Genomic DNA, 20,738 nt, shown 5'->3' on the forward strand with positions numbered 1-20,738 from the left:
CACTTGGAACGCGCCAGAAATTATTTTTCGTAGTGAAACCGGCACTGGATGATTTCCAGCCGCTGATCCGAATCCTTGCCTGTGACGCAATACACGAGTCGATGCTCTCCGAGGATGCGTCTTGACCAAAATCCGGATAGATCGCCCTTCAGTGGCTCTGGCTTGCCCAGACCTTTGAAGGGTGATCTTTTTGCATCCCTAAGCAGTTCGTTGATTTTCTCGACCATCTTCTGGTCGTTTTTCTGCCAGTATTCGTATTCTTCCCAGGAATTCGGGGTCCACAGCAACTTCATGTCAGAGAGTTGGATCGCTCTCTATCGCCTGCCCCTTGCGAAGCTGTTCGATACTGTCGCGTAGCCGGGCAGAATTAGCGGGCGTCGAAAGCAGGTGTAGCGTCTCTTGCATGCTCTCGTACTCGCCCTCGGCAACCAAAACCATTGCTTCGGAACCTTGACGGGTCACCAGCAGAGGAGCCCGAGAAGATAGAACCTGATCAAAATAGGTTGCGATGTTCTGCCGGAACTCCGTCAAACGAACGTGTGCCATCGAGCATCCTTTCTCAGTTATCGTATGTACGGATATGCGTACAGATTCCTTGAAAAGTCAAGCGAGGCCAATACACGGCGCGAGGGCGCGAGGGCATAGTTCGGACAGTCTTCAGCGCCAGCAAAAAAGCGGTTTGGCGGGCAAGGTGCTCCAAACCGCGCTCTGTACGCGGCCCCTCCGGCGGGGCAAAGGCGGGACAATCCGATTATTCCGAAATAATTTTTACCCTGTCGCCGGGCGCAACCGTTGCACCCGTCGGCAAGGCGTTGATCAGCTTGAAGAGATCGAGCTTGCGGTCGGTGCCCATCATGCGGGCGGCGAGCGTGGTGATGTTGTCGCCGCCTTTGACCGTGACGACCCGGACGCGCAGCGGCTTCAGTGAGGAGGCCTCCTCCGGCGTCATGTGCCGGAAACTTGAGCGAAGCACGTCGGCCGTCTGCTGGAGCGCGGCGGTATTGCCTTTCGGCACGGCCGTCAGGAAGCGGAAGATCTGCGAGCGGTCGCGGATAACGGTGACGTCGAAATCCCAGCGATCGGCCGAGGCTCGCGCAGTGGCCGCGTCCATGCCGTTGACGGTGATGGGCTTGATGGTCGAGGGATCGAGCCCGGTGACCCAGCCGCTGGAAATATAATTGGTCAGATTCTGATTCTGGCTGTCGGCCACGCCGTCGAAGCGGACGGCGATGTCGCCGGGCCCGGTCGCCATGACCGCCTCGACCTTGTTGTCGATGTGAAAATCGGGCGGCACGTCGAAGCGAATACCAAGGCCGCCGTGCAGGAAAGTCTGACCGCGCACATAGCCTTCTTCCGGACTGTCGCCGTAAAGCAGGCCGTCGATGCCGTTGAGGTAATAATCGCGGCCGGTATCGCCGACCTTGCCTTCCTCGCCGAATTCGCGGGCATGCATCTTGGCAAGATCAATGCGCTGCGGCGTGCTCGGGTGGCTCGACAGGAAGTCCAGGCTCTGGTCGGCGTCGGAATTGGCCGACATGAAATGGCTGTAGTCTTCCATCGCATTGAGGAAGCGGGCTGCCGCATAAGGGTCGTAGCCGGCCTGGCCGAGCGTGCGGATGCCGATTTCGTCGGCTTGCAGTTCCTGCTGGCGGGAGAAGGCGGCGAGTCGCAGTTTGCCGCGCGCAAGCGCCTGCTTGCCGGCAAGATCGCTCGACAGAACTTCCGAGACGACACGGCTGGCGATGACTTCGGCCTCTTCGCGCTTCTGACGCTCGATACCGTGGTTGGCGGTGACGTGCGCCATCTCATGCGACAGCACGGCGGCCACTTCCGAAGCATCGTTGGCAAGGGCGAGCAGGCCGCGGGTCACGTAGAGATAGCCGCCGGGCAGCGCGAAGGCATTGATCGACGGCGAATTCAAAATGGTGATGCGATAGGATTGCTGCGGATTTTCCGACACGCTGGTCAGCGCGCCGGCAATGCGGGCGACAAGACGCTCGGTCCTGGCATCCTTGTACTCGCCGCCATAGCTCGCAAGAATGCGGGGATGCTCGCGGGCGCCCATCTGCGCGCGCGGATCGTTTTTCTGCACTTCGGAAACGATCTGCGGACTGGCCGACGGCGAAACATTCGGCTTGTAGGATTGATCCAGCACCGACTGGCAACCGTTGAGCACCGTCGCGGCAACGAGGATCGCAGTAAGGCGGCGCGCATGGGCCGCGACAATCGCGTTGATCCTTCGTTCTGCGTGCTTGCTCTGCTTCAGTGCCTGTGTCCCACTCATTTCGCTGCCATACTGGCTGCGCGTCAAACCTGGTTGATCATGACCGGGCCGATCATCGCCGTGCTTCGTCAAAGGTTGCATCCACCACGGTCAAACCTGAGTTCACCCGGATGGTCTACGCCCTTTGCTGTAGCCGATTTCGGCAGCAGTTGCATAGCGAGACTCCGTTTAATTGTGGCAGCGTTGTATTTTGGCAAGCATATGCCAGGACTTTCAGCCGCTCGCCACGACGAAATTAAGGCAAAACAGGCAGCAAAATGCTGCGACGCACTCAATGCTGCAAAAATGTGGTCAGCGCCGGAATGCCGTCCTGTTTCAGGAAACGGTCGATGGGAGCGGAAAGCGGGATGGTTCCGCCATCGATGAAGACGGCATGGTCGGCGAGACGGCGAACTTCGGCCGGGTCGTGCGAGACGATCAGCACCGTATTGCCGGTCTCCCGATGAAGCGCCGACAAAAGCTCGGCCATGCCGGAGCGCAGGCCGGGATCGAGCGCGGCGAAGGGCTCGTCCAGCAACAGGATCGGCTTATCGCGCACCAGCGCCCGGGCAAAGGCAGCCCGTTGTCGCTCGCCGCCGGAGAGTGTGCCGGGCATGCGCCTGTCGAAGCCGGCTAGCCCGACGCGGGCCAGAGCCTGCGAAATCCTTTGCCGATCATCTGCGGAGAGCTTCAGCGACGGACTGATGCCAAGTCCGACATTGGTGAAGAGATCGAGATGGGCAAAGAGATTGTTGTCCTGAAAAACCAGCGACACCGGCCGTTCGGAGGGATGCAGCTTGGTGACATCCTGTCCGGCAAGCATGATGCGGCCACGGTCCGGCGTCTCGAAGCCGGCGAGCAGATTGAGGAAGGTGGATTTTCCAGATCCGGACGGACCCGTGATGGCGATGATCCGGCCCTGCGGCAGTTCGCAATCGAAGCGGAAATCATGCGTGCCGAGCCGCAATTCGACACCGGTCATCGCGATGCCTCGTGCCGCCGTGCCCTGATTATCGCTCATCCTGCTTGCTTTCGTGCTCATGCGTGCCTTGGCCGGCCGTGCCGGCGATGGTCAGGAGAAGACATATCAGCCCCAGGATGAAAGCAAGTCCGTCTGCGTCATTGGTGCGATAGCTGCCGAGCTTGCTGTAGACCAGCCAGGGCAGCGTCATCAGGCTATCGGAGCCGAAGAGGGCGATGGCGCCGAGATCGCCGAGCGATAGCGCCATGGCGAAGGAGAGCGCCGTAAAAAGCGGCTTGCGCAGCCCGGGCCAGTCGACCAGCCGCACCCGTGCGAGACCCTGAAGGCCGAGACTTGCCGCCAAACGCTCGGTGCGGCGGCGATGGACGGCATGGGCCGGCTCGATGACGCGGATGACGAAGGGAAGCGCCATGAGAGCGTTGATGACGACGATCAGAAGCGCGGCAAAGCGGGCGGGATCGCCAAACAGCCTGAGTGCCAGAAACCATCCGGTCGCCAGCACGATCGGCGGCACCAGCAAAACGAGAGAGGACGTGCCGCTCAAGGCAACGGCCAGACCCCGCAGGCTCGGCACTTTCCTGCGCTCGGCCGATATAGCCGCGCGGGCGCGGATGATGGCGAAGGAGACCAGGACCGCCAAGATGCCGGCGGCAAGCGCGATTGCGAGGCTGGTCAAGGTCGCCTGCAGGAAGATCGTCTGGCCGAGAAGCCTGAGAAGATCTGCCTTCAGGCCGGTGACGACCACCGAGGCGAGCGGCAGGCCGATGAACAGGGTGGCGAGCAGAAGCAGCACACTATCGGCCAGTTTAGCGGCGGGCAAGGTGCCGTCGATGCGCCGCACGGCGCGGCCGGCCGTCAGTCCGTGATCGTCCGGCGCTTGAAGCAAGGCCATCGCGCCTAAGATGGCGGCAGTTACCAAGATCTGCAGGAGGGATAGGGCCACGGCGCGGCCCGGGTCGAAATCGAAGCGCAGTGCCTGATAGATCGCCACTTCGAGCGTGGTCGCGGCCGGGCCGCCACCCAAGATCAGCACCAGCGTGAAACTGGTGGCGCAGAGCATGAAGATCAGGCCGGCGATGCCGGGAATGAGGCCGCGCAGTATTGGCCATTCGATGAAACGGAAGACGGAGGCCGGGCGCATGCCGAGCCCGCCGGCCATCAGCCAATATTCCGCCGGCACACGTTCCAGCCCAGCAAGCATCAGGCGGACAGCCAGCGGCAGGTTGAAGAAGACGTGCGCCAGCAGGATGCCCGTCAGCCCGTAGATGCTGACCGGCTGTGCCAGGCCAAGCCCCGTCAGCGCCTGGTTTAAAATGCCCTGACGCCCCCAGATGCCGAGCAGACCGAGCGCGCCGATCAATACCGGCAGGCCCATCGGAATAGCCATCAGCCGGATCAGCCAGAGCCGGCCGGGAAAGCGAGGCTGGCGCGCCAGCGCGCGGGCGACGGGAATTGCGAGAACAACGGAAAGCAGGGTGGACAGCGTTGCCTGCAGCAGGGTGAAGCGAAGCACGCGCAGAAGATAGGGATCGGTGAGCGGATTGCCGCCGGCGGATTTGATGCCGGCGGCAAGCAGGGTGGCGGTGGCAAGGCCGATGAAAAACACGATGCCGACGAGGCTGAAGGCCCCGCCGGCAATGGCACGTCTTCTCTCGGGCGCCGTCAATATCATCCAGATGTCAGTTCGTGCTGGTGGCGGCCAGCCATTCGTCGATCCAGATCTTGCGGTTCTTCTCGACCACATCGGGGCTCATCAGGAAGGTCTTCGACGGGACGACCAGCTTGCTGAAGGCGTCCGGCAGCGGCTCGGACGTGGCCGAGACCGGCATCATCCAATTGTTGGTGGAAATCGTGTCCTGAAAGCCGGGCGAAACCATGAATTTCAGGAAGTCGCGGGCAAGCTCCTTGTTCGGCGACGACTTGATCAGGCCGGCGACTTCGATCTGGATGTAGTGACCCTCGGAGAAGGCCGCTGCCTGATAGCGGTCGGTCTTGTCCGTGATCATGTGATAGGCCGGCGATGTCGTGTAGGAGAGCACCATCGGCGCTTCGCCCTTGGTGAAGAGATCGTAGGCTTCCGACCAGCCGGGCGTCACGGTGAGGATGCGACCCTTGAGCTTCGCCCAGGCATCGGCCGCCTTGTCGCCGTAGACCGACTTGACCCAGAGCAGCAGGCCGAGACCCGGCGTCGAGGTACGGGGATCCTCGATGACGATCTTCTGCGACGGATCGCCTTCGACCAGATCCTTCATGCTCTTCGGTGGGTTCTTAATCGCCTGCGTGTCGTAGACGACGGCAAAATGGCCGTAGTCGTAGGGAACGAAGACGTCGTCCTTGAAATCGCCGGGGACCTTGAGGCCCGATGTGTCTATGCCGCTCGCGTCGAACAGCCCGGTGTCCTTGGCTTCGTCGACGAGGTTGGTATCGAGGCCGAGAACGACGTCGGCCTTCGTGCCCGTGCCTTCCAACTTCAGGCGGGAAAGCAGCGCCACGCCGTCGGTGACGCTGACGTAATTGACCGTGCAGCCGCAGGTCTTCTCGAAAGCGGCCTTGACCTTGGCGCCCGGACCCCAGTCGGCGGTGAAGCTCTCATAGGTGTAGATGGTGAGCGTCTTGTCGGCGGCCTCGGAGTCCTGGGCGGCAAAAAGCGTTGCAGCGGCGGCGAGAGCCACGCCGGCAAACAGTGATAACAGCGATCGGTTGGGCATGACAGCGCCTCCTCGTTGGTTTGTCTTGAACGGGAAAAGGGCGCTATGATTTTGTCACGCGTCTAATCCCTCCGCCGGTGTTAGCCGGATCAGGTTCCGCGGGTTGGCCGGTGAAAGCCTCTCAGCCAGATGTCGTTGAATGACATAAGGCACCCCGTTAGAGCGTTGGCAGGTTTAGTCCTGTGACGGAGCGATGACAAGGGGATAAAGAAGGGGGAAATGATTCCCTTGTCGATTGCAGGACGCGTCTTACTCGGCGGCGTGCGCGGCCGCCTGGCTGTCGAGCTTCTTGGCGGCGCCGGGCAATTGCACGTTCTTCAATGTGATCGCCGTCAGCAGGCCGAGGAAGCAGATGGCGGCCGCCGTCATGAACAGCGGGCTGAAGGCGCTCGCATAGGCATTGGCGACGGCTTCGCGTGTGGCGTCCGGCAGAGCCGCCATCATCTTCGGCGTCAGTTCCTCGATGTTGGAGACTCCGGGAATGGAGACGCCGACATTGCCGAGCTTGGCGGCGATGATGGCGCCGTAGATGGAAATGGCGATCGAGGCGCCGCCCATCCGCGAGAGCGTTACGGCGCCGGTGGCAGCCCCGACATCACCCCTCGCCGCGGCATTCTGTACGCCGATGACGGGGACCTGCTGTGCCAGACCGATGCCGATGCCGTGCAGCAGCATCAGGGCGCCGATGAAAAAGATCGGCGTGCCGGCATGAACCTGCGCCAGCGTGGCGAAGGCGATGGTGCTGCAGGCCGCGCTGGCGATGGCGAAGGGCTTGTAGCGGCCCCTAGCCGAGATCAGCCGGCCAGCCGAAAGCGAACCGCAGACGATGCCGCCGGTCAAGAGTATGAACAGCAGGCCGGCCATGGAGGGCGACAGGCCGGTCGTCGTCTGCAGGAAGAGCGCGAAGTAATTGACCATGCCGATCGCGACCGCGCCGCTGGTGACCGAGATGATCAGCAGCAGGCCGAAGGTTGGGTTGCGGAAAAGCGTCATCGGTACGATCGGCTCTGGTGCGCGGCGTTCGACGGAGACCCAGGCCAGCGCACAAAGCGCACCGAAGGCGATGATGCCGAGGCATTGCGGCGAGAGCAGCGAACCGAAAAGCTCGGTGCCATCGGCGGCGAGCACGATGCTGGTGGTCGTCAGCGCCAGCAGGAGCGCACCGGCATAGTCGATCTTCGGCTTGCGGGCCGGTTTGCGGTAGGGCAGCATGAAGGCGAGGCCGGCCAGAACGATGAAGCCGATCGGTACGTTGACGAGAAAAATCGAGCGCCAGCCGAAGAGGTCGCTCATCGTGCCGCCGAGGACGGGGCCAATGGCGCCGGAGGCCATGAGCACCGGGCTGGAATAGCTCTGATAACGGGCGCGTTCACGCGGCTCGAAGAGATCGGCGTTGACGGCGAAGATCGACACCAAAATGCCGCCGCCGCCGAGACCCTGCAGCACGCGGGCGGCGATCAACGTGTTCATCGATACCGCAAGGCCGCAGACAGCCGAGCCGATGGTGAAGATCGCAATTGCGGTCATCATCACATATTTGCGGCCGAAGAGGTCACCGAACTTGCCGTAGACGGGCATCGAGGCGGAAAGCGCCAGCAGATAGGCCGAGCCGATCCAGCCGAAGCGTTCCAAATGCCCGAATTCTCCGACGATGGTCGGCAGCGCCGTCGAGACGATCTGGTTGTCAAGGGTTGCCATGAACATGGCGGTCATCAGGAAAAAGAAGAGAATAAGCCGGCGGCGATGATCCGCCACGAGTGGCGCGTGCGCAATTTGCATATCCATGGAACGAGAAATCCGAGCTTGCCCGAAACGCTATGCGTCCGACCGAACGCATGGGAACGCCCCGGTTCCTGAATGCGGAACACGGCGTTTTCGAGAGGTCTTCGAAAGCGGATGTTCCGTAACAACATATGTGCTATCAGCATATAACTGTCAATGGCAAGTGAATGCTGTCTGCATATTTCAATTTCTGTCCGTCTCTGATATGTTGGAATAATGACAACAGCAACGAACACACGAGAAGTTGAAGCCTCGCCGCTGCCCGAAGACGAAAACCTGCTGCGCATCGGACAGGTGATGACCCGCATGCGCCTGATGACGGGCCGCCGGATGATCGGCCGGCTTGCCATCCAGAACGTCGCGCCGGGCCTGGAGCTTTCGCATCTCGACGTCATCGATGCCGTGAGGCGCGCGGAAGAGGCCGGCGAAGTAACCGTCGGTACGATCGCCGAGATCCTGCGCATCGATCCTTCACGGGCAAGCCGTATCGTCGCTGAGATGGTCACTCGCGGCGTGCTGCGTCGCAAGGCCTCGCAGGCCGATGCGCGACGCATCGTCGTCGTGCTCACCGCTCTTGGCCAAAGATTGCTCGCCGAGATCCAGGCGCAGAAATTTTCGGTCATCGAGAGCATCATTGCCGACTGGCCGGCGGAGGATATTGAGACTTTCTCGCTGCTGTTCGATCGGTTCGTTGGCGGTTACGAGCGGGTTTTCCAGGCGCGCATCAAGGAAACGGACGGCTGAGCGGCTAACACCGCCGTTCTTGCCAACAGCGCTCTTCCCTACGGACGCGTCTTTGCGCTATGGGCTTGGCACATGAGCCAATCCACCATCTTCACCATCCTTCTCGGCGGCGAGCTTCGTCTGACAGACCGGCTGTGCGCGGCGGTCGCCGGTAGCCGGTTCATCGCGGCGGATGGCGGCATGCGCCATGCCGTTGCACTCAATGTGACTCCCGAAGTCTGGGTGGGCGATTTCGACTCGACGCCGGCAGACTTGCGCGGTGCGTTCCCGGAAGTGCCCAGGCAGCCCTATCAGCCGGCAAAGGCGGTGACGGACGGCGAGATCGCCATATCTGAAGCGATCGACCGCGGCGCGACCCGGCTGATCCTTGCCGGCGCGATGGGTGGGGAACGTTCGGACCATGCGATCCAGCATATGCTCTATGGCGTTCAGCTCGCCGAATTAGGTTTTGAGGTGCTGCTGACCTCCGGCGACGAAGAGGCCGTGCCGCTGCTGCCGGGTGAACTGGAACTGGCGCTGCCGGCCGGCTCGCTGTTTTCCATCCTCGGCTTCAGCGATCTGACGGGTCTTTTCATTCACAATGCCCGCTATCCCCTGCGCGATTTCCATCTGCCTTTCGGCGCATCGCGCACTATTTCCAATGTGGCGGAAGGCCCTGTGCGTCTTTCGCTTGGCAGCGGCAGGGCGATCGTCCTTGCCCGCCCCTATGATCTCAGCGGAGTCTGATCTTGGCCCCTCCAATCCTGAAACTCGATGACATCTTCCTGAGCTTCGGCGGCGCGCCGCTCTTGGCCGGCGCCGGGCTGCAGGTGGAGCCGGGCGACAAGATCTGCCTCGTCGGCCGCAACGGCTCCGGCAAGTCGACCCTCCTCAAGATCGCCGCCGGCCTTGTCGAGGCGCAATCCGGCGAAGTCTTCCGTCATCCGTCGTCGACGGTGCGTTATCTCGAACAAGCGCCGGACTTTGCCGATTACAAAACCGTCGCCGCCTATGCCGAAGCCGGGCTCGGCCCGGGCGACGATCCCTATCGCGTCACCTATCTGCTCTCCCATCTTGGCCTGACCGGCGAAGAAGATCCGAAGAACCTCTCGGGCGGCGAGGCGCGCCGTGCGGCTCTGGCCCGCGTCCTCGCGCCGGAACCGGATATTCTTCTGCTCGACGAGCCGACCAACCACCTCGACCTGCCGACCATCGAATGGCTGGAAGGCGAGTTGCAGAAGAGCCGCAGCGCGCTGGTGCTGATCTCGCACGACCGGCGCTTCCTGGAAAAAGTATCGACCGCGACCGTCTGGCTCGACCGTGGTGCGTCGCGGCGGCTCGATCGTGGCTTCGCCTTCTTCGAGGCCTGGCGCGACCAGGTGCTGGAAGCCGAGGAGCTGGAGCAGCACAAGCTCGGCAAGGCGATCGAACGCGAGGAACATTGGCTGCGGTATGGCGTGACCGCTCGGCGTAAGCGCAACATGCGCCGCCTCGGCGAATTGCAGGACATGCGCGCGCGTCATCGCGGCCACAAGGGACCGCAGGGCACGGTGCAGGCGACCGCGGCCGACGCGCAGGAGAGCGGCAAGCTGGTGATCGAGGCGGAGAAGATCACCAAGTCCTATGACGAGCGTATCATCGTGGCGCCGTTTTCGATCCGCGTGCATCGCGGCGATTGCATCGGTCTCGTCGGCCCGAACGGTGCCGGCAAGACGACGCTTTTGAAGATGCTGACCGGGCAATTGGCGCCGGATAGCGGCACAGTCAAGCTCGGCACCAATCTGGAGATCGCCACCCTCGACCAGAAGCGCGAGGACCTCAATCCGGAGGATACGCTCGCCAATTATCTGACGGATGGGCGCGGCGAAAACCTGCTCGTCAACGGCGAACAGCGGCATGTCACCGGTTATATGAAGGAATTTCTCTTCCAGCCGGAACAGGCGCGTACGCCGATGAAGAATCTTTCCGGCGGCGAGCGCGCCCGGCTGATCCTGGCGCGCATCCTGTCGCGGCCGACCAATCTCTTGATCCTCGACGAACCGACCAACGATCTCGACATCGAGACCCTGGACCTGCTGCAGGAAATCGTCGCCGGCTTCAACGGCACGGTCATCCTCGTCAGCCACGATCGCGATTTCCTCGATCGCACCGTGACCTCGACCATCGCACCCGCCAATCCGGAAGAGCCCGACGGCCGCTGGACCGAATATGCCGGCGGCTATTCCGACATGCTCGCCCAACGCAAGGGCGCGATCGAGGAGCGTAGACGAACCGAAAAGGCCGCCGAGAAGCCGAAAGCAGCGGAGACGCAGTCAGCGGCCGGCGAGGCTTCGAAGGGCAAGGGCAAGCTCTCCTACAAGCAGAAATTCGCCCTGGAAAACCTGCCGAAGGAGATGGCGAAGGCCGAGGCAGATATCGCCGCCCGCGAAAAGAAAATGGCCGACCCAACCCTCTTCACCAAAGATCCGGCCGGCTTCAACCGGCTTGCGACCGAGATGGAAAAGCTGCGCGCCAGCCTGACGAAGATGGAAGAGGAATGGCTGGAGCTCGAGATGCTGCGGGAAGAGCTGGAGGGGTGAAGACCGGTTCACACCGTGTCATCAACCTTTCATCGCCATCGCTATATTAAAGAAAACAGATGGTTGCAGCCGACGCTATTCCCTGTTGTCGAATTCGATAAACGGTTTATACATTGTGTTGAAAGTCCCGGACTAGAGCATCCCCTTTCAGGTGAATCACCTAGGCGGACAGATGCTCCAGGTTCAAATGTCCAGAGCCCCTTCTGCGTTTAGGCAAACGGTCGGCGCTCTAGAGCTGGAGGACGTCGCGGATCGTCACTCATCCGCGACGCATTGGGGAAGTCCGAAGAGACCTGACGATATGACGCCGCCCCGCGGCGGTAGGTCCTTCGTGGAAGACCGCAGGCATACATCACGAACGCTTGGCGCGGCAGTTTTGCCGCGGGTGATTTATTGTTCAGGGGGCCTCCATGCCGATGACGCTGGCGCGTGTCGCATTATTGAGCTGTGCAATTGCTGCTTTCCCGGGATCTCAGGTGCTGGCGCAGAATGCGCCGCCCGCGGCCCCCGTGACAGTCGCCAAACCCGTGGTCCGCGATGTCATCGACAGCGATGAATTCATCGGGCGCTTCCAGGCGGTAGACGAGGTCTCCGTGCGTTCGCGCATCGGCGGCTACCTGCAGGAAGTGCATTTTCAGGACGGCACCATAGTCAAGCAGGGAGACCTGCTCTTCGTCATAGACCAGCGGCCCTATGTGAACGCGCTGAATGAGGCCACGGCTTCCCTGGAAGTGGCGAAATCGACCCTGACGAATGCCGATGCGCAATTTGCGCGCACGCAGGCATTGGCGGGTACCGGCAGCTTGTCCGCGTCCAATCTCGATGACCGCCGCCGTGACCTGATCTCGGCGCAGGCGAACGTCCGCGGCGCGCAAGCGGCCGTCGATCGTGCCTCGCTCGACATGGAATATACCAAGATCACCGCGCCGCTCAGCGGCCGCATCGACCGGCGCCTGATTTCGGTCGGCAATCTCGTGCAGGCCGACCAGACCGTTTTGACGACCATCGTTTCGCTCGATCCGATCGATTTCTATTTCGACGTCGACGAGCGCCGCCTGCTTTCCTATGCCGATGAAGCGCGCAAGAACGGCAGCGCCCTGCAGCAGGGCGGCGGCGGCCTCGATGTCACTGTCATGATCGCCGACTCCCGCCAGCAACCGTTCAAGGGCAAGCTCGATTTCGCGGAAAACCGCGTTGACAACCAGACCGGTACGATCCGCGTCCGCGCCCGCTTCCCGAATCCGAATTTCGTTCTGCAGCCCGGCCTGTTCGGGCGCATCCAGGTCGCTGGTTCCAACAGCTACAAGGCAGTGCTCGTTCCTGACGAGGCCATCGGTGCCGATCAGGATCAGCGCGTCGTCTATGTCGTCGGTGCCGATGGCAGCGTGACGCCGAAGTCCGTGCGGCTCGGACCGAAGCTTTACGGCTACCGCGTCATCCGCAGCGGCATGACCGGCGACGAAACCATCGTCGTCAATGGGTTGATACGCATCAGGCCGGGCGTCAAAGTCGCGCCGCAAATGATCCAACTACCCCAGGACGCGACGAACGAAGAGGCGCCGACCCAAGCCTCGGCCCAGGGGTCGGATCAATGAGATTTTCCCATTTCTTCGTCGACCGGCCGATTTTCGCGTCGGTCCTTTCCATCGTGCTGCTGATCGTCGGCGGCATTGCCTATTTCCAGCTTCCGGTCGCGCAGTATCCGGAGGTAGCGCCACCGACGATCGTGGTGCGGACCTCTTATCCAGGCGCCGATTCACAGACCATCGCCGATACGGTGGCAACGCCGATCGAACAGGAGGTCAACGGCGTCGAGGACATGCTCTACATGTCCTCCTATTCGAGCGCCGACGGCTCTATGTCGCTGACCATCACCTTCAAGCTCGGCACCGATCTCGACAAGGCGCAGGTTCTGGTCCAGAACCGCGTCTCCATCGCAGAACCCCGCTTGCCGGACGAAGTCCGCCGCATCGGCATCACCACTGTCAAAAGCTCGCCCGATCTGATGATGGTCGTGCATCTGCTTTCGCCAAGCAATCGCTATGATCAGCTCTATATCTCCAACTACGCCCGCACGCGCATCCGCGACCTTCTCGTCAGGCTCGACGGCGTCGGCGACGTGCAGCTCTTCGGCGAGCGTCAATATTCCCTGCGCATCTGGCTCGACCCGGAAAAGCTTGCCGCCTATGGCATGACCGCCGGCGACATCGTCCAGGCATTGCGGGATCAGAACGTGCAAGTCTCGGGCGGCGCGATCGGCGGCCCGCCGATTTCGGGTACCAACGCCTTTCAATATACGGTGACGACCCAGGGGCGTTTTTCCGACGCGCGGCAATTCCGCTATGTCATCGTCAAGGCGACGGATAGCGGCCGGCTCGTGCAGTTGCAGGATGTGGCGCGTATCGAACTCGGCGCGCAGGACTATGTTACCAACAGCTATCTGAACGGCGCTCCTGCCGTTGCGCTCGGCATCTTTTCGCGGCCGGGCACCAATGCGCTCGCCGCCGCCGCGGATATCCAGAAGACGATGAAGGATCTGGCACAGGATTTCCCCCAGGGCCTCGAATACCGCATCGTCTACAATCCGACGGAATTCATCTCGGAATCGATCAACGAGGTCTACAAGACCATCTTCGAGGCAGCGCTCCTCGTCGCCATCGTCGTGCTGGTCTTCCTGCAATCCTGGCGAACGGCGATCATTCCGATCGTCGCCATCCCGGTGTCGCTGATCGGTACCTTCGCCTTTCTGCTCGCCTTCGGCTTCTCGCTGAACATGCTGACGCTATTCGGCCTGGTGCTTGCCATCGGCATCGTTGTCGACGATGCGATCGTCGTCGTCGAAAACGTCGAGCGCAATCTCGCGCTCGGAATGACGCCGAAAGAGGCCTCGCACGTGACCATGAACGAGGTCGGCACGGCGGTGCTGGCGATTTCGCTGGTGCTTATCGCCGTCTTCCTGCCGACGGCTTTCATTCCCGGCATAACGGGGCAGTTCTACCGGCAGTTCGCAGTGACGATTTCCGTTGCGACGGCGATTTCCTGCCTGAATTCACTAACGCTGTCGCCGGCGATAGCGTCGATCGTGCTGCGCCCGCACGACCACAAGAAATCGACGAACATCTTCTCGCGCTTCGGCCGTGCGCTCGGCAATGGCTTCAACCGTGGTTTCGACCGGATGAGCAGCGGCTATTCCTGGCTCATCAGCCATCTCGTCACGACCTGGGTCGCGCTCGGCTGCGCTCTCATCGTTTTCGTCGGGCTGCTTGGCGCGACTTGGTACATGGCCAAGATCGTGCCACAGGGTTTCGTCCCGACCATGGACCAGGGCTATGCCATCGTCGTCGTACAGCTTCCGGACGGCGCCTCACTCGCACGCACCAACGCGGTCATTCAGAAGGCGACGGAGATCATCAGGAAAACACCGGGCATCGAAAATGCCGTCGCCTTTGCCGGCTTCAACGGCGCGACCTTCACGAATGCCTCGAATTCCGGCGTGATCTTCACGCCCTTCAAATCATTCGAGGAGAGACTGAAGAGCGGCGAGACGGCAAGCAAGATCATCGGTCAGCTCTATGGCAGCCTGCAGGGCATCCAGGAAGCCTTCATCATCGCCATTCCGCCGCCTTCGATCCGCGGCGTCGGCAATTCCGGCGGCTTCAAGATGCAGATCATGGACCGGGAAAATGCCGACATGCGCCGGATTCTCCCGCTTGCCTATCAGCTCATGGGGATCGCCGCCCAGAACAAGGGCGTCAGCGGCGTCTTCACCACCTTCTCGGCCAACAGCCCGCAATATTTCCTGGCGGTCGACCGCGACAAGGCGCGGGCGTTGAACGTGCCGATCCCGAATATTTTCGAGACCTTGTCGATCAATCTCGGCACATCCTATGTCAATGACTTCAACGCCTTTGGGCGCGTCTACCAGGTGCGCGCGCAGGCGGATCAGCAATACCGCATGGATCGAGACGATATTCTCGCTCTGAAGGTTCGATCGGCCACCGGCGCGCTCGTGCCGCTCGGCACGCTGGTCGACATTCAGGATACGACCGGGCCGACGCTCGTTCAGCGCTATAACATGTATGTCTCGGTTCCCCTTCAGGGCAATCCGGGGCCGGGTGTGTCGACCGGCAGCGCGCTCGATACGATGGAGGGACTGGCGAAGAACCTGCTGCCCACGGGCACGACCTTCGAGTGGACCGAGCTCGCCTATCAGGAAAGGAACACCGGCAATACCGCCGTCTACATCTTCGCGCTGTCGGTCATTTTCGTCTTCCTGGCGCTTTCGGCGCAATATGAAAGCTGGATCTTGCCGCTGGCCATCATCCTGATCGTACCGCTGGCAGTGCTGGCTGCGCTCATCGGCGTGCATCTGAGGGGCATGGACAACAATATCCTGACGCAGATCGGCCTCATCGTGCTGATCGGCCTTGCGGCGAAGAACGCGATCCTGATCGTGGAATTCGCCCGCCAGGCGCAGTTGGAGGGCAAGAGCGCCGTCGAAGCGGCGATCGAGGCCAGCCATCTGCGCCTGCGGCCGATCCTGATGACCGCCTTCGCCTTCATCTTCGGCGTCGTGCCGCTGATGATCGCCACCGGTCCCGGTGCAGAAATGCGCCAATCTCTCGGCACAGCGGTCTTTTCGGGCATGCTCGGCGTGACGCTGTTCGGCTTGTTCCTGACGCCTGTCTTCTACGTCGTGCTGCGCAAGCGGCGCAGGCAGGCGGAGGAGGTCGCGACGGAAACGTCAGTCCACGACGCTGCGGCGCAGTGACACCGATCAGAGATGCGGATTGCGCGGCCGGTATTTTTTCACCAGCCGCTGATTGATTTCCTTGGCGCGCGGCATGTTGGCGCTGAGATAGACCGGCGGATCGCCGTCCTTGCAAAGCTCGGCGGCGACTTCGGCGAAAATGGCGTTCAGCACCGTGGCGCCGATTGCGGTCGACGCCGGCCCGACTTTCAAATCACTACCCGGCAGATCGATGATGGCGTCGCCCGGCGGCAGGCCATTGTCGAGGACGATGTCGGCAATATCCGCCAACCGACGGCGGCCATTGGCAATGGCCGCGGAGTAGGCGAGCGAGGTAATGGCGATGACGGTCGCGCCGATCTCGCGGCCATAGTCCGCCGCCTCGATCGGTGCGGCGTTGACGCCGGAATTGGAAGCAATGATCAGCACATCGCCGGGCTGCATGCCGTAACGCTCGAAAATCGGCCGTATCAGACCCTCGGTGCGCTCGTAGACGGAGCTGATGACGGCGCCTTCGTGCAGCATGGCGGAGCCGACCAGCACGGGTATGGTGAAGGCTAGGCCGCCGGCGCGATAATGCACCTCTTCCGCCAGCATGTGCGAATGGCCGGTGCCGAAGACATAGACGCGTCGGTCGGCGCGCGCCGCCGCTGAGATGACACCGGCTGCCTTCGCCATCGGCTCGGCAAGCGTTTCGCGCAAGGTTTCCAGCCGGCCGATGAGGGCGGAGAAATAGCTGTCCGTGACTTCGGTCATTCCGTGCCTCTCTCGTTTGCTGTCTCAGGCCGATGGCTGGCCCGAGATCCATGTTCCGGTGACTTCGATGCCGTCATTGATATGGACGAGATCTGCCCGCGCGCCGGGCGTCAGATATCCACGGTCGGTGAGCCGCAGGAACTGGGCCGGATAGGATGTCGCCATGCGCAGGGCTTCCGCGAGCGGCAATTCGAGCATGTTGACGCCGTAGCGGATAGTCGAAATCATATCGACGTCGGAGCCGGCAAGCGTGCCGTCGTCCAGTGTCAGCTTCGAGCAATAACCACCCTTGGTGCGATAGACCGTGCGGCCGTTCAGAGTGAAGCTCGGAAGGTCGGTGCCGACCAGCGACATGGCGTCGGTGACGAAGAACAGCCGGCCTTCGCCGCGCTTGGCGCGGAGCGCGATGCGCAGGGCTCGGGGATCGACATGGTGACCATCGGCGATGATGCCGCACCAAGGCGAGGGATGGTCGATCGCCGCTCCGACGAGACCCGGCGCGCGATGGCCCATCTGGCTCATGGCGTTGAAAAGATGGGTGACGCCGCGGGCGCCTGCATCGAAGCGAGCGTCCGCGGCTTCCGCAGTGCAGTCGCTGTGGCCGATGCTGACGATGACGCCGCCTTCGTTCAGCGCCTGTACCTGGCGCTCGGTGACCTGCTCGGCCGCCATGGTGACCAGCAGGGTGCCGATCGCCTCACGGGCGCGGATGAAAGTCTTGACATCCTTATCTTCGACCGGGCGCATCAGTTCGGCGAGATGCGCGCCCTTGCGGGCCGGCGCCAGGTGCGGGCCTTCGAGATGCAGGCCGGCGACGCCGCGATTGGCCTTGACGGCCTCGATGGCCGCTTCGATCGCCGCCGACGTGGCGGCTGCGACATCGGTGATAAGGGTCGGCAGCACCGACGTCGTGCCGTAGGGGCGATGCCCCTTGGCAATCATGTACATGGATTCGGCCGAAGGTTCGTCGTTCAGCATGCGGCCGCCGCCGCCGTTCACCTGGGCATCGATGAAGCCGGGGGCGAGGACGCCGCCATTCAGGCGGATGGTCTCGGCATTGTCGGGCACGTCATTTGCGCCGGTGATGGCGTGCACGCGGCCATTGCCGATCACCAGCGCACTGTCTTCATGAAACCGGTCGCCATCGAAGATGCCGGCGCCGGTAAAGACCTTGTAATCCATCACATGGTCTCCGTTACCTTAAGAAGATTAGCCGGCTTATCCGGATCGAAACCCTTGCGCCGCGTCACGGATTCGATGAGGCGATAATAGCAGAGCAGCGACACCAGCGGGTCGATCAGTCCGCTGCCGGTGGTGGGCATGCGAAGGTTGATGCCCGGGAGAGGCGCGTTGGAGAAGGATACCGCCGTGGCGCCAAGCTTCTGCAGGCGTTCCAGCGCCTGGGCGTTGTTGGCAAAGGCTGCATCGTCGGGCGAAAAGGCGACGATCGGGAAGCCCGGCTGCACTAGCCGCATCGGCCCGTGCATCAGCTCGGCAAGCGAAAAGGCTTCAGCATGCAGGCCGGAGGTTTCCTTGGCCTTCAGCGCTGCCTCCAGCGCGATGGCAAAGGCAGGGCCGCGTCCGCCGGTGTAAAGCGATGTTGCATTGAAGAGCACGTCCTCGGCGGCCTTGCCGTCGATCCCCGATGTCGCGGCAAGCGCCTCCGGCAATTTGGCGAGGCCGGCGGCAAGCGCCTGATCTTTCGAGATTGCCGCGGTGACGCCGGCAAGTGCCGCGACGGAGGCAATGAAGGATTTTGTGGCGGCGACGCTTTTTTCCGGGCCGGCATTGAGGCCGAGCACGATATCGGCCTCTTTGGCGAGCGGGCTGTCGGTGACATTGACGACGGCAATCGTCGTGGCGCCGCCCCGCTTGGCGGCGGCCTGCAGCGCGATGATGTCGGGGCTGCCGCCGGATTGCGATACGGTGAAGTGGATGCCGCCCTTCAGGTACAGAGGCGCGCCATAGACCGAGGCGATCGACGGCCCGACCGAGGCGACCGGAATGCCATGGGAAATTTCGAAGAGATATTTGAAGAAGGTGGCTGCGTGGTCGGAAGAGCCGCGCGCCGCCGTGGTGATCACAGACGGGCGGCTGGAGGCGAAGAGTTTTGCAATTTCCGCAAAGACGGACTTTTCTTTCTCAAGCAGGGCCGCGACGACATCCGGCGACTGGCCGGCTTCCGTCAGCATCAGGGATTGGGTCTCGCTCATAGGTCATCTCCAATTCTCAATTCGGCAACGAAATCGTAGGCATCGCCGCGATAATGCGAGCGGGTGTATTCAACGACGCGCTGGTCTTCCAGGCGTGAAATGCGTTCGATCAAGAGCGCCGGCGCCCCGGCTTTGACGTTGAGGATCGACGCGGAGGTCGGATCGAGCGTCACGGCTGTCAGCCGCTGCAGGGCCCGGACCGGCTTGAAGCCGTTTTCAGCCAGCGCATCATAGAGCGAACCCTCTGAAACCGCATCCTCGCCGACAAATTTGATCGGAACGACGGCACGCTCGATGGCGAGCGGCTGGCCGTCCGCCAGGCGCAGACGATCGAGCCGCAGCACAGGCTCGTCGAGGCCGAGCCCGAGCAGGAAGGATTCTTCCGGGGCCGGCGTGCTGATGGTGCACGACAGGATCTTCGCCGCCGGCTCGCGCCCACGCGAGCGCATATCGGCTGAGAAGGAGGAGAGCCGCCAGAGCGGTTGTTCGATGCGCTCGACGCGCTGCGACACGAAAGTACCGCTGCCATGACGCGACTCGATCGCGCCGGAGGCCAGCAGATCACGATAGGCGGTGCGGACCGTGACGCGGCCGACCCGCAAGGCCTCGGCGAGGTCACGCTCGCCCGGCAGAGCCGTTCCCGATTTCAGCAGGCCTTCCTGGATAAGACCGGTCAGCGCCTGCGCCAGGCGCTTGTACAACGGACCGGTCATGGCCTCATCGCGGAGACCACGGCTGTTCAGTTCAGCGATTAAACTGGTTCTATCCATGGGTTCCTTATAGAACCTATCTAGAACCAATCCGCAAGATAAAACTGGTCTATCGGCTAAAATGAATCGCCTGAGCGCTATCTGCGCCCAGGCGATAAGTCCGGGATAGCAGGGTCTTCAGCTCAATTCTTGGTGAAGATGTAGTCCGTTTCCTGTCGCAGCACTTCACCGGGGCGAAGGACGGCGTTCGGGAAGCCCTGGTGGTTGATGGCATCCGGCCAGACCTGAGTTTCCAGGCAGAAACCCGCAAAGGGGCCGATCTTGCGGCCGTCGTGACCGGGAACGGGAACATCCAGCTTGAAACCGGCATAGAACTGCACGCCCGGCTCGGTCGTGCGCACTTCGAGCGAGACGCCGGAATTGACGCTACGCGCCAGCACCACCGAGCGCTTGGCGGTACGCTCGGACGACAGGCAGAAATTATGGTCGTAGAGCGCCTGTTCAGCCCCATCGAAGCGCATCATCGGCGCCATTTCGCGGAAATCGAAAACGGTGTCGGCGACGGGGCGCACTTCCCCCGTCGGCACCTGCTTCTCGTCCGTCGGCGTATAATGATCGGCGGCGATCATGATGTCGTGGCCGAGTGCGTCGTCACGTCCGTCGAGATTGAAATAGGCATGCTGGCAGACATTGGCGAGCGTCGGCTTGTCGGTCGTCGATTCGTAGGTGACCGAGAATTCGCCGTTGCCATGCACCCAATAGGTCGCCTGTATCGTGCAATTGCCGGGATAGCCGGCGCGGCCGTCGGGATCGACGATCTTCAGGACAACGCGGTCGACGGCGTGTTCGACGATCGTCCAGTTGCGCTTGGCGATATTGTCCTTGCCGCCATGCAGATGGGTGACGCCTTTTTCGTTGAGCTCGAGCTGATAATCCTTACCGTCCAGCGTGAAATGGCCGGCGCCGATACGGTTGGCACAGCGGCCAGGCGTCGCGCCGAAATAGGAGGAATGGGCCGGGTAATCGTCGAAATTGTCGAAACCGAGCAAAAGGGCCGGGCTATGGCCATCTAGACGCAGGTCCTGAATGACGGCACCCCAGGTCATGATATGGGCCGTCAGACCACCGCCCGCTATTCTGACGCGATAAACCGTTTCTCCATCGGCCGTCGTTCCGAAAACTTCCCGCTCCAAACTGTCTGTCGTCATATCAGCTCATCCATTCCTGTCGAAATATTCGATGCCAGACCCTGCCCCCATTTTCGCCGGTCCG

17 protein-coding genes and 1 riboswitch are annotated in these 20,738 nt (G+C 62.0%); of the genes, 5 read left to right on the top strand and 12 right to left on the bottom strand.

Going from position 1 to position 20,738, the window contains the following annotated elements:
* Positions 1–20: 20 nt before the first annotated feature.
* The 7 genes from QDY28_RS09270 to QDY28_RS09300 form a co-directional block, all read right to left on the bottom strand.
* Entirely contained in the window at positions 21–293 is a 273-nt protein-coding gene (locus QDY28_RS09270; protein WP_331381399.1) for a Txe/YoeB family addiction module toxin, read from the bottom strand.
* Position 294: 1 nt separating this feature from the next.
* The gene (locus tag QDY28_RS09275) at positions 295–546 is read right to left on the bottom strand and encodes a type II toxin-antitoxin system Phd/YefM family antitoxin (RefSeq protein ID WP_331381400.1); all 252 of its coding nucleotides are present in this window, start codon (positions 544–546) and stop codon (positions 295–297) included.
* A 205-nt stretch (positions 547–751) separates the two neighbouring features.
* Positions 752–2,284: a M48 family metalloprotease gene (locus tag QDY28_RS09280; protein WP_331381612.1), complete on the bottom strand. Its 1,533-nt coding sequence runs from the start codon at positions 2,282–2,284 to the stop codon at positions 752–754.
* A 271-nt stretch (positions 2,285–2,555) separates the two neighbouring features.
* Entirely contained in the window at positions 2,556–3,284 is a 729-nt protein-coding gene (locus QDY28_RS09285; RefSeq protein WP_331381401.1) for a thiamine ABC transporter ATP-binding protein, read from the bottom strand.
* On the bottom strand, positions 3,274–4,917 hold the full coding sequence (thiP, locus tag QDY28_RS09290; RefSeq protein WP_331381402.1) for a thiamine/thiamine pyrophosphate ABC transporter permease ThiP: 1,644 nt from the start codon (positions 4,915–4,917) through the stop codon (positions 3,274–3,276). The genes QDY28_RS09285 and thiP overlap by 11 nt, the downstream gene beginning before the upstream one ends.
* Positions 4,918–4,924: 7 nt before the next feature.
* Entirely contained in the window at positions 4,925–5,953 is a 1,029-nt protein-coding gene (thiB, locus tag QDY28_RS09295; RefSeq protein WP_331381403.1) for a thiamine ABC transporter substrate binding subunit, read from the bottom strand.
* A 49-nt stretch (positions 5,954–6,002) separates the two neighbouring features.
* A riboswitch (TPP riboswitch) is annotated at positions 6,003–6,120 on the bottom strand.
* Positions 6,121–6,202: 82 nt separating this feature from the next.
* Positions 6,203–7,738 carry an MDR family MFS transporter gene (locus QDY28_RS09300; protein WP_331381404.1) on the bottom strand — a complete coding sequence of 512 codons (1,536 nt, stop codon included), beginning with the start codon at positions 7,736–7,738 and terminating at the stop codon, positions 6,203–6,205.
* A 213-nt stretch (positions 7,739–7,951) separates the two neighbouring features.
* Between QDY28_RS09300 and QDY28_RS09305 the strand changes: the two genes are divergently transcribed.
* The 5 genes from QDY28_RS09305 (at position 7,952) to QDY28_RS09325 (ending at position 15,808) form a co-directional block, all read left to right on the top strand.
* The gene (locus QDY28_RS09305; protein ID WP_331381405.1) at positions 7,952–8,479 is read left to right on the top strand and encodes a MarR family winged helix-turn-helix transcriptional regulator; all 528 of its coding nucleotides are present in this window, start codon (positions 7,952–7,954) and stop codon (positions 8,477–8,479) included.
* A 72-nt stretch (positions 8,480–8,551) separates the two neighbouring features.
* Positions 8,552–9,205, top strand: a complete 654-nt coding sequence (locus QDY28_RS09310; protein WP_331381406.1) for a thiamine diphosphokinase — start codon at positions 8,552–8,554, stop codon at positions 9,203–9,205.
* A 2-nt stretch (positions 9,206–9,207) separates the two neighbouring features.
* Complete coding sequence (locus tag QDY28_RS09315; RefSeq protein WP_331381407.1) at positions 9,208–11,037, top strand: ABC-F family ATP-binding cassette domain-containing protein; 1,830 nt, start codon at positions 9,208–9,210, stop codon at positions 11,035–11,037.
* A gap of 410 nt (positions 11,038–11,447) precedes the next feature.
* Positions 11,448–12,632, top strand: coding sequence for an efflux RND transporter periplasmic adaptor subunit (locus tag QDY28_RS09320; RefSeq protein ID WP_331381408.1), 1,185 nt, complete (start codon positions 11,448–11,450; stop codon positions 12,630–12,632).
* Positions 12,629–15,808: an efflux RND transporter permease subunit gene (locus QDY28_RS09325; RefSeq protein WP_331381409.1), complete on the top strand. Its 3,180-nt coding sequence runs from the start codon at positions 12,629–12,631 to the stop codon at positions 15,806–15,808. The genes QDY28_RS09320 and QDY28_RS09325 overlap by 4 nt, the downstream gene beginning before the upstream one ends.
* 6 nt (positions 15,809–15,814) lie before the next feature.
* On the opposite strand, the gene QDY28_RS09330 is transcribed toward QDY28_RS09325, so the two are convergent.
* From QDY28_RS09330 to QDY28_RS09350, 5 genes are all read right to left on the bottom strand, one after another.
* A complete protein-coding gene (locus tag QDY28_RS09330) occupies positions 15,815–16,543 on the bottom strand; it encodes an SIS domain-containing protein (protein ID WP_331381410.1) in 729 nt (242 codons plus the stop codon).
* A gap of 24 nt (positions 16,544–16,567) precedes the next feature.
* Positions 16,568–17,725, bottom strand: coding sequence for an N-acetylglucosamine-6-phosphate deacetylase (nagA, locus tag QDY28_RS09335; RefSeq protein WP_331381411.1), 1,158 nt, complete (start codon positions 17,723–17,725; stop codon positions 16,568–16,570).
* The gene (locus tag QDY28_RS09340) at positions 17,725–18,756 is read right to left on the bottom strand and encodes an SIS domain-containing protein (RefSeq protein ID WP_331381412.1); all 1,032 of its coding nucleotides are present in this window, start codon (positions 18,754–18,756) and stop codon (positions 17,725–17,727) included. Before QDY28_RS09340 ends, nagA begins: the two co-directional genes overlap by 1 nt.
* Positions 18,753–19,526, bottom strand: coding sequence for a GntR family transcriptional regulator (locus QDY28_RS09345; RefSeq protein ID WP_331381413.1), 774 nt, complete (start codon positions 19,524–19,526; stop codon positions 18,753–18,755). Before QDY28_RS09345 ends, QDY28_RS09340 begins: the two co-directional genes overlap by 4 nt.
* A gap of 122 nt (positions 19,527–19,648) precedes the next feature.
* Positions 19,649–20,674 carry an aldose epimerase family protein gene (locus tag QDY28_RS09350; protein WP_331381414.1) on the bottom strand — a complete coding sequence of 342 codons (1,026 nt, stop codon included), beginning with the start codon at positions 20,672–20,674 and terminating at the stop codon, positions 19,649–19,651.
* Positions 20,675–20,738 lie beyond the last annotated feature (64 nt).

This window comes from Rhizobium sp. BR 362 (assembly GCF_036528765.1).
Classification (GTDB): Bacteria; Pseudomonadota; Alphaproteobacteria; order Rhizobiales; family Rhizobiaceae; genus Rhizobium.

Excerpts from the sequence above, each read along its gene's own strand:
- QDY28_RS09270 (WP_331381399.1), bottom strand. The coding sequence starts at position 293 with ATGAAGTTGCTGTGGACCCCGAATTCCTGGGAAGAATACGAATACTGG.
- thiB (WP_331381403.1), bottom strand. The coding sequence starts at position 5,953 with ATGCCCAACCGATCGCTGTTATCACTGTTTGCCGGCGTGGCTCTCGCC.
- QDY28_RS09300 (WP_331381404.1), bottom strand. The coding sequence starts at position 7,738 with ATGGATATGCAAATTGCGCACGCGCCACTCGTGGCGGATCATCGCCGC.
- QDY28_RS09350 (WP_331381414.1), bottom strand. The coding sequence starts at position 20,674 with ATGACGACAGACAGTTTGGAGCGGGAAGTTTTCGGAACGACGGCCGAT.
- thiP (WP_331381402.1), bottom strand. The coding sequence starts at position 4,917 with ATGATATTGACGGCGCCCGAGAGAAGACGTGCCATTGCCGGCGGGGCC.
- nagA (WP_331381411.1), bottom strand. The coding sequence starts at position 17,725 with ATGGATTACAAGGTCTTTACCGGCGCCGGCATCTTCGATGGCGACCGG.
- QDY28_RS09320 (WP_331381408.1), top strand. The coding sequence starts at position 11,448 with ATGCCGATGACGCTGGCGCGTGTCGCATTATTGAGCTGTGCAATTGCT.
- QDY28_RS09340 (WP_331381412.1), bottom strand. The coding sequence starts at position 18,756 with ATGAGCGAGACCCAATCCCTGATGCTGACGGAAGCCGGCCAGTCGCCG.
- QDY28_RS09285 (WP_331381401.1), bottom strand. The coding sequence starts at position 3,284 with ATGAGCGATAATCAGGGCACGGCGGCACGAGGCATCGCGATGACCGGT.
- QDY28_RS09325 (WP_331381409.1), top strand. The coding sequence starts at position 12,629 with ATGAGATTTTCCCATTTCTTCGTCGACCGGCCGATTTTCGCGTCGGTC.
- QDY28_RS09330 (WP_331381410.1), bottom strand. The coding sequence starts at position 16,543 with ATGACCGAAGTCACGGACAGCTATTTCTCCGCCCTCATCGGCCGGCTG.
- QDY28_RS09310 (WP_331381406.1), top strand. The coding sequence starts at position 8,552 with ATGAGCCAATCCACCATCTTCACCATCCTTCTCGGCGGCGAGCTTCGT.
- QDY28_RS09280 (WP_331381612.1), bottom strand. The coding sequence starts at position 2,284 with ATGAGTGGGACACAGGCACTGAAGCAGAGCAAGCACGCAGAACGAAGG.
- QDY28_RS09345 (WP_331381413.1), bottom strand. The coding sequence starts at position 19,526 with ATGGATAGAACCAGTTTAATCGCTGAACTGAACAGCCGTGGTCTCCGC.
- QDY28_RS09275 (WP_331381400.1), bottom strand. The coding sequence starts at position 546 with ATGGCACACGTTCGTTTGACGGAGTTCCGGCAGAACATCGCAACCTAT.
- QDY28_RS09305 (WP_331381405.1), top strand. The coding sequence starts at position 7,952 with ATGACAACAGCAACGAACACACGAGAAGTTGAAGCCTCGCCGCTGCCC.